6 protein-coding genes are annotated in these 8,331 nt (G+C 44.0%); 5 read left to right on the forward strand and 1 reads right to left on the reverse strand.

Features of this window, described 5'->3' with window-relative positions:
- Window positions 1-211 precede the first annotated feature (211 nt).
- The 3 genes from ispE (at window position 212) to B5F71_RS17795 (ending at window position 3,344) form a co-directional block, all read left to right on the forward strand.
- Entirely contained in the window at window positions 212-1,036 is an 825-nt protein-coding gene (ispE, locus tag B5F71_RS17785) for a 4-(cytidine 5'-diphospho)-2-C-methyl-D-erythritol kinase (RefSeq protein ID WP_087213007.1), read from the forward strand.
- A 22-nt stretch (window positions 1,037-1,058) separates the two neighbouring features.
- A complete protein-coding gene (locus B5F71_RS17790) occupies window positions 1,059-2,690 on the forward strand; it encodes an RluA family pseudouridine synthase (RefSeq protein WP_087213010.1) in 1,632 nt (543 codons plus the stop codon).
- Window positions 2,691-2,855: 165 nt separating this feature from the next.
- On the forward strand, window positions 2,856-3,344 hold the full coding sequence (locus B5F71_RS17795; protein WP_087213013.1) for a hypothetical protein: 489 nt from the start codon (window positions 2,856-2,858) through the stop codon (window positions 3,342-3,344).
- Window positions 3,345-3,552: 208 nt separating this feature from the next.
- Here B5F71_RS17795 and B5F71_RS17800 read toward each other — a convergent pair whose 3' ends face one another.
- Window positions 3,553-5,076 carry a DUF4301 family protein gene (locus B5F71_RS17800; RefSeq protein ID WP_087213015.1) on the reverse strand — a complete coding sequence of 508 codons (1,524 nt, stop codon included), beginning with the start codon at window positions 5,074-5,076 and terminating at the stop codon, window positions 3,553-3,555.
- Between the two features lie 204 nt (window positions 5,077-5,280).
- Between B5F71_RS17800 and B5F71_RS17805 the strand changes: the two genes are divergently transcribed.
- Entirely contained in the window at window positions 5,281-7,497 is a 2,217-nt protein-coding gene (locus B5F71_RS17805; protein ID WP_087213018.1) for a RelA/SpoT family protein, read from the forward strand.
- 199 nt (window positions 7,498-7,696) lie between these two features.
- Window positions 7,697-8,089 (forward strand): DUF1573 domain-containing protein, encoded by a 393-nt coding sequence (locus B5F71_RS17810; protein ID WP_022038991.1) that lies wholly within the window; start codon window positions 7,697-7,699, stop codon window positions 8,087-8,089.
- The last annotated feature ends 242 nt before the right edge of the window (window positions 8,090-8,331 follow it).

The following is an 8,331-nucleotide window of genomic DNA, read 5'->3' on the forward strand; positions in this document are numbered from 1 at the left end:
GAAGAAAATTAATGCCAGACCGAGAGAAAAACTCAATTTCTTGACTCCGGCTGAGGTCTTTTTCAAAAATATTTCGTAATGTTGCACTCGCTGGTTGACTCTGCCCAAAGACACGGAGACACGGAGAAAAAATAAAAAACTCTGCGTCTCCGTGTCTTTGTGTTTAAATAAATCGTATCTTTGGCAAAACATTAATCAAAAACATCATATCATGATAACATTCCCTAACGCCAAAATAAACTTAGGCCTCAACGTTGTAGAAAAACGTGCCGACGGATACCATAATATCGAAACCGTCTTTTATCCGATTAACCTGCAAGACGCACTCGAAGTAAACCGGTTGGAGAACAGAAGCGAACCTTTCCGCCTCTATGTCAAAGGCGCTCTGCTCGATGGTGCCCCCGAAGATAACCTTGTAGTAAAAGCCTACCTTTTGCTTCGCGAAAAATACCAGTTGCCTCCTGTCGACATTCATTTATATAAACATATCCCTACCGGAGCCGGATTAGGAGGAGGCTCTGCCGACGGAGCTTTCATGATTAAGTTATTGAACGAAAAATTCCAAATCGGACTGACCGTTCAGGAAATGGAAGAATATGCCGCACGCATCGGAGCCGATTGCGCTTTCTTTGTACGTAACCAACCCGTATTTGCCACCGGCATCGGAAATATCTTCGAACCTGTCACTTGCACACTTGCCGATTATCGGCTGGTATTGGTCAAACCGCAAAACGCAATCTCGACCAGCGAAGCCTATAGCCGTATCAAGCCGCATTATCCGGAAAAATCGGTGAAAGAAATCATCCGCCAGCCCGTAGAGACTTGGAAAGACGAATTAAAAAATGACTTCGAAGAATCGGTGTTCGCCCTCTATCCCGAAATAGCCGCCATCAAAGACAAAATGTACGACTTGGGAGCCGTATATGCTTCGATGACCGGTTCAGGCTCAGCCGTCTATGGTATCTTCCGCGAACGGATTGAAAACGTCGATGCTATATTCAGCGGATACTTCTGCCGCCAGCGGGAAATGATTTGATTTTTTACCAGAAAACCAAACCATGACCGACCCCAATATCCATCGTTTCGCATCTTCTGTTGAGGACATACCCTTCCCTTCAGGTTTCACATACCCGTTTCATTACACCCCACATCCATTGGTGCAGACGGCGGCACACGAAGTGCGGGCTTATCTCCGCACTCGTCCCGAATGGGAAGAAGAACTGAAAAAAGGGAAGATGTTTGGTGTGCTTCTGATAGAAGATACGGAAGGATATGTAGGCTATTTGGCGGCTTTCTCCGGAAATCTTGACGGAAGCAACCTACACCGTGGGTTCGTACCTCCGGTGTATGACCTTTTGTGTCCGGACGGTTTCTTCAAGCAAGAGGAAAGTGAGATATCCGCCATCAACCGACGCATCGAATTGCTGGAAACAGACGAAGATTATCTGCACCTGCAACGCACATACCAAATCGGTGCGGAAGCCCGTCGGACGATATTGGCAAAAGCCAAAGAGGAAATGAAACGAGCTAAGCTTTTGCGCGAAGAGAAGCGGAAAAAAGGAATTTCACCCGAAGAAGAAGCCCAACTTATCAAAGAAAGCCAGTTCCAAAAAGCCGAATACAAACGTCTGGAAAAAAGGCTAAAGCTACAGGAAGAGGAACTGAAAACCTCTCTCTCGGTTTTCGAAAATCAAATACAAAACTTAAAACACGAACGGAAAATCCGCTCGGCGGCACTCCAGCAAAAGCTGTTCGAACAATTCCGCATGCTCAATGCCCAAGGAGAAGAAAAAGACCTTTGCCAAATCTTTCACGAAACCCCGCAAGGCACTCCCCCTGCCGGAGCGGGCGAATGTGCCTTACCCAAACTTCTGCAATACGCCTACCAACATAACTTTCACCCTTTAGCCATGGGAGAATTTTGGATCGGCGAATCTCCCAAAGAAGAAATCCGACACGAAGGACATTTCTATCCCTCGTGCAAGAATAAATGTGAACCCATACTGAAACACATGCTTATCGGATTACAGGTAGAACCCAATCCCTTGGCAGGAAGAGAGACAAAGAAAAAAGAACTGGAAATTGTATACGAAGACGAATGGCTAATCGTAGTAAATAAGCCTGAAGGCATGCTTTCCACACCTGGCAAACTGACCACAGATTCGGTCTATACCCGTCTGCATACACTTTATCCTACCGCAACAGGCCCACTTATTGTCCATCGCCTTGATATGGCTACATCCGGATTGTTGCTGGTTGCCAAAACCAAAGAAATCCATTATGCACTACAAAAAATGTTCGCTTCCCGACGGATACAAAAACGATACACAGCATGGCTGAACGGCATCGTAACCACAGATGAAGGTATCATCAACCTTCCTATTTGCCCCGACTATGACAATCGTCCTTATCAGATGGTGCATTCCGAATACGGGAAACCAGCCGTTACCCGTTATAAAGTGCTCGGACGGAAAGACGGAAAAACCCGCATTGCATTCTATCCCCTCACCGGACGCACTCACCAACTGCGCGTCCATGCGGCTCATCCGGACGGACTGAATTGCCCCATCATAGGCGATGAGCTATATGGGAAAAAAGCCGACCGCCTATACCTGCATGCCAGTGAACTGTCATTCGAGCATCCGGCAACCGGTCAACTGATAACCTTCTGCAAGGAAGCTGAATTTTAAAGCTCGATGACACAATTTAAGCTTAAATGACTGAACAGACAGTAAACTTTTGCCTGTACAGCTTGTCTGATAAATAAAGACACGAAAAGCGTACGGCTTTCAATCGGTACCGGGAGGCTTCATGCTTGATACGTGTTGTTATGTATAACTTAAAACCCAGACAAGATGAGAACAACTAATTTTTGCTACATTTTTTTGACAAGTGCCCTACTTTTCAGTTCTTCTCTATTTGCTCAGGAAAAGTCCCAACGCGGGAAACGACTGACTCCCGAACAACGCATTGAGCGTCAGGTGGAAAAAATGGATAAACAACTGCTACTGGACGATGAGACTTCAGCCAAATTCCTTCCCTTATACAAAGAATACCTTACAGCCTTGGCAGAATGCCGACAAGACATGCCTGCCCCCAAAGGAGCTCGTGAAAAAGAATTGAACGATGATGAACTGGACAAATTTATGCTATCACGTTTTGAATGCAGAAAGAAATGTCTTGAGATTCAAGAGACTTATTACAAGAAATTCAAAGAAATCTTGACAATGCGTCAGGTAGAGAAAGTCTTCTGTTTTCGCCCAAATCCGAAACCTCATCATCGGATTAGTCCGGAAAAATTGCCAATAAAAGCCCCATTGCCTGCCGAAAAGCTCATCCGTTAACAGCAAAATCAAGGGAAATGACAGACACTCCTGCAAACAAGCCACATGACATGATATGGACGTCATTTCCCCTACAAAGTTTCCATAAACAGTCAAAGAGGCATCAAGATACATACGTGTCCTGATGCCTCTTATTTCTTACAAATTACAAAAAGGTCCACGCAACAACATCGCTTTCGTCTTGCCTGTAAACCTTAACTGCAGGATTTCACTGATGCTGTTCACGCAACAGGTCGTTCACAGTCTTTACCGGATTGAAGGTACTGAGCGGAACTTCTACAAATACCGTACTCCAGTCACTCATCGAACCGTTCCAAAGTCCCGGAAGCTCCAGCGCTTTCAAGTCTTTACCATTCTTCGACTTGTATGAGATAAAACCAGTAGCCTTATCGACGTGTTCCAACAAATTGAACTTATTGCCTTTGTAATCACGCACAGCACATACCAAATCCACCGGATTGAAATGTGTTCCCTTTTCGAACATCGCCTTCTTTTCCGGATCTTTCATATCAATCTGCGAACTTTCCAGAATCTGCAACGAAACAGTACCATCCGGATTATAAGCCAGGAACGGTCCTCCACCCGGTTCACCTACATTCTTTACCATACCGCACACGCGCATCGGACGATTAAGCTTCTTACGCAGATAAATTACCAGGTCGGCATCTTCCATATCCTTGATGTCTTCCTTGCGACAACGCAACTGCTGCTGGACGAAACGAATAATACTTTCAAGTTGTTCATGGCTATAATGACCACTATCCAGCAATTCCAAATAATCGAATGCTTGTTTTTGAAGCGTCACCAGCACACCTGCCAACAATTTTTTGTAGGTCACAGTATCTTCTTTCAACCGGTCCGGAACCACGTTATCAATGTTCTTGATAAACACAATATCGGCATCCAAATCATTCAGGTTTTCAATCAATGCTCCATGACCACCCGGACGGAATACCAACTTCCCTTTATCATCGCGGAACGGTTTGTTGTCCATGTCTGCTGCGATAGTATCTGTACTGGGTTTCTGTTCGGAGAACGAAATATTATATTCCACTTCATACTTTTTCGCATATTCACCGATTTTGGCATCCACCAGTTTGGCAAACAATGCACGATGTTCGGTAGAAACAGTGAAGTGTACGTTTACCTTACCGGTTTTTCCGGCAGCATACAAAGCACCTTCTACCAGATGTTCTTCCAATGGCGTACGTACCCCGTCAGCATATCGATGGAACTTCAACAAGCCCTTTGGAAGTGAACCATAATTCAGTCCGGCAGCTTCAAGCAAATTCGAAACAATAACCTTGTAATTTCTTTCTTCCAGCAATGCGTTGATATCTTTTCCCGTGTTATCCAGACACGCTGCATTCAAATCATTGTAGAAAGCAAAATTATGGATATGATCGAAAAACTTCTTTTCGAAGTCAGTAGTAGGCACATCATAATCGGCTCCTAAAAACTCAAACATATTCTTGAACATCCGGCTTGCCGCACCCGATGCAGGAACAAATTTCACAATTTTGCGGTCACCATCCTTATAAGCATCCCATGCAGCCAGATATTTTTTCTGCATGGCCTCATCGGCTACCATGATACCATTATTTTCTACTGAAGCAGCGGCTGCAAGACGCAAAAAAGGAAACCCATGTTCGAAACAAGCCAACTGCTCTTCAATCTGTTGCTCAGAAATGCCTTTCTTCGCCAACAATTCTTTGTCTTCGTGTGTTAACATATATGATAAATTTAAGTAATGAATAAGTTGCCATAAAGCATTCACACCCCAAAAATATAAAAAAACCATCAACTATGCACAGATAATAAAGAAAAAAAGTAACTTTACGAAGAAATAATGAAGATTTAAGAATAAAGAATGAAGAAACTGTTACGCAATGACACACTTCATCTTTCATTCTCCCTCCTTAATGTTAATAAAATTATGGAAGAGCAAGCATTCTTTACCCCACAAGAGCACAAACAGCTTGTGCCACTTTACAGACGACTTTTACGATTGTCTGGCGACACTTTACAGAAAGATGACTGCCGCAACGTGAAAAAGCAACTGATCCAAAGCATGTCGGCAGGAAGCATTCCCCGCAACGCATTCAATATGAACCCGATTATCAAAGATATGCAGACAGCCATCATTGTTGCAGAAGAAATCGGTATGCGGCGTGCCTCCATTCTAGGCATCATGCTGCATGAATCTGTAAAATACCACTTATGCACACTTGAATCCGTACAAAAGAATTACGGAGAAGACGTAGCAGGAATCATACGAGGTCTGGTAAAAATAAATGAACTTTACGAAAAAAGTCCAACTATCGAATCGGAAAACTTCCGGAATCTGTTGCTTTCGTTTGCCGAAGACATGCGCGTCATTCTCATCATGATCGCCGACCGTGTAAACTTAATGCGACAAATCAAAGAAAGTCCCAACGAAGAGGCACGGCTTGCCGTGTCCAACGAAGCTGCCCATCTGTATGCACCATTGGCACATAAGCTTGGCTTGTACAAACTGAAATCAGAATTGGAAGACCTCTCATTAAAGTACACGCAGCACGACATATATTATCATATCAAGGAAAAGTTGAATGCAACCAAGGCTGCACGCGACCGTTATATTCAGCAATTTATCGAACCGGTACGTAAAAAACTGGAAGAGAGCGGGCTGAAATTCCACATCAAAGGACGTACAAAAACCATTCACTCCATCTATCAGAAGATGAAGAAACAAGGCTGTCCATTCGAAGGTGTGTACGACCTGTTTGCCATCCGGATTATCCTCGACTCACCTTTGGATAAAGAAAAACAAGAGTGCTGGCAGGTATACTCAATCGTAACTGATATGTACCTTCCCAACCCCAAACGTCTGCGCGACTGGCTTTCCGTGCCCAAAAGCAATGGATATGAGTCACTCCACATTACAGTAATGGGACCCGAAGGCAAATGGGTGGAAGTACAGATACGCACCGAACGTATGGATGAAATAGCCGAAAAAGGACTTGCTGCCCATTGGCGATATAAAGGCATCAAAGGTGAAAGCGGACTGGACGAATGGTTGAACTCCATCCGGGAAACACTGGAAAATGCTGACAACGATGCCGAAACCATCGACCAGTTCAAACTGGACCTGTACAAGGATGAAGTATTCGTGTTTAGTCCTAAAGGAGATTTGTACAAACTCCCGCAAGGAGCCACTGTGCTGGATTTTGCTTTTGCCATTCACTCTAACTTGGGATGCCATTGTGTAGGAGCAAAAGTAAACGGCAGGAATGTACAACTGAAACAAAGCCTGAACAGCGGTGACCAGGTAGAAATCATGACTTCTACCACACAGACACCCAAACGCGACTGGCTGAATTTTGTCACGACTTCGAAAGCCCGAAACAAAATACGCCAAGCCTTGAAGGAACTGGTGGCACGACAAACCGAATTTGCACGAGAAACCTTGGAGCGTAAATTCAAAAACCGGAAAATAGAATACGATGAAGCCATCCTGATGCGCCTCATCAAGAAATCTGGGTTCAAAACCGTGACCGATTTCTATCAAAGCATAGCCAACGAAACGACAGATATCAACACATTGATAGATCACTATCTGGAAATGCAACGGAAAGAAACCGATCAACGCGAAGAAGTGATTTACCGGAGTGCCGAAAATTTCAACATACAGCAAGCTACAGACGAAAAGAACGTGTACAAAGATGATGTTCTGGTCATCGACCAGCACTTGAAAGGCATCGATTTCAAGCTGGCACGCTGCTGCAACCCAATCTACGGTGATGAGGTATTCGGTTTCGTTACCATCTCGGGAGGCATCAAAATACACCGGTGCGACTGCCCGAACGCTCCTGAACTGAAAGCACGGTTCCCTTACCGCATCGTACGTGCACGATGGGCAGGAAAAAGTCAAGGGAAACAATACCCTATCACACTGCGCATCGTAGGGCACGACGACATAGGTATCGTGACCAACATCACTTCTATCATTAACAAAGAAGACAATATCCTGCTGCGTTCCATCAGCATCGATTCGAACGATGGATTGTTCTCAGGAATGCTTACAATAATGGTAGACGACACCAATAAACTGGAGGCACTCATCAAGAAAATAAAAACGGTAAAAGGGGTAAAACAAATCAGCCGCGGATAACATCATGGAACGGGAAACACAGGACATTAAACAGGTTCTGTGTTTCCCGTCCCGCATTCATTTTCAATTGCCAATCCCACAAATTTAGTGAGACCCAAATTTAGTGAGATATGCATTTTTCATTTTTATAACGCTTAACACACATCCAGATAACAGAAAAAAACCTAACTTTGTAACGTTTTTAAATAAAGCAAATTCCATGAAAAAGATTCTTACCACCTTATGTTTTGTAGCGATGGTAATAGTTGCCATTGCAGCAGGTACTGCCGATATTAAATTCGATGAAACGACACACAATTTCGGTTCTTTTCCTGAAAATAGCCCGAAGGTAACCTGTAAATTCAAATTCACCAATACAGGCAACGGTCCGTTAGTCATCCATCAAGCCATCGCATCGTGTGGATGCACCGTCCCACAATATCCTAAAGAACCCATCAAACCTGGTGAAAGTGGAGAAATCATCATTACTTATAACGGAGCAGGCAAATTCCCCGGACACTTCCGCAAATCAATCACCCTGCGAACCAATGCTAAACAAGAAGTAGTACGCCTTTACGTAGAAGGCGAAATGACTCCTTCCAACAACGAATAAATATTACAAATGCATTTGCAGACGTATCTGATTTCTGCAAAACACCGTTCCCGGAACATACGTTTTTGGAATACCCCCAAGCAGCCTTTGGAGGAAAACACAAAGTAGTAGTGCTTGTAGAAAACAATCTGTATAATTTAGAAGCTGTTTTGAATTTATCGTGCGATGATTTGGGATGAGTTTTTGAGGCATTTTCGCTTCTGTGATGAGGAAGATAGCGGGCTATCTGACGAAGAACAGGA

The sequence above is a fragment of the Bacteroides sp. An269 genome (assembly GCF_002159755.1).
Lineage (GTDB): Bacteria > Bacteroidota > Bacteroidia > Bacteroidales > Bacteroidaceae > Phocaeicola > Phocaeicola intestinalis.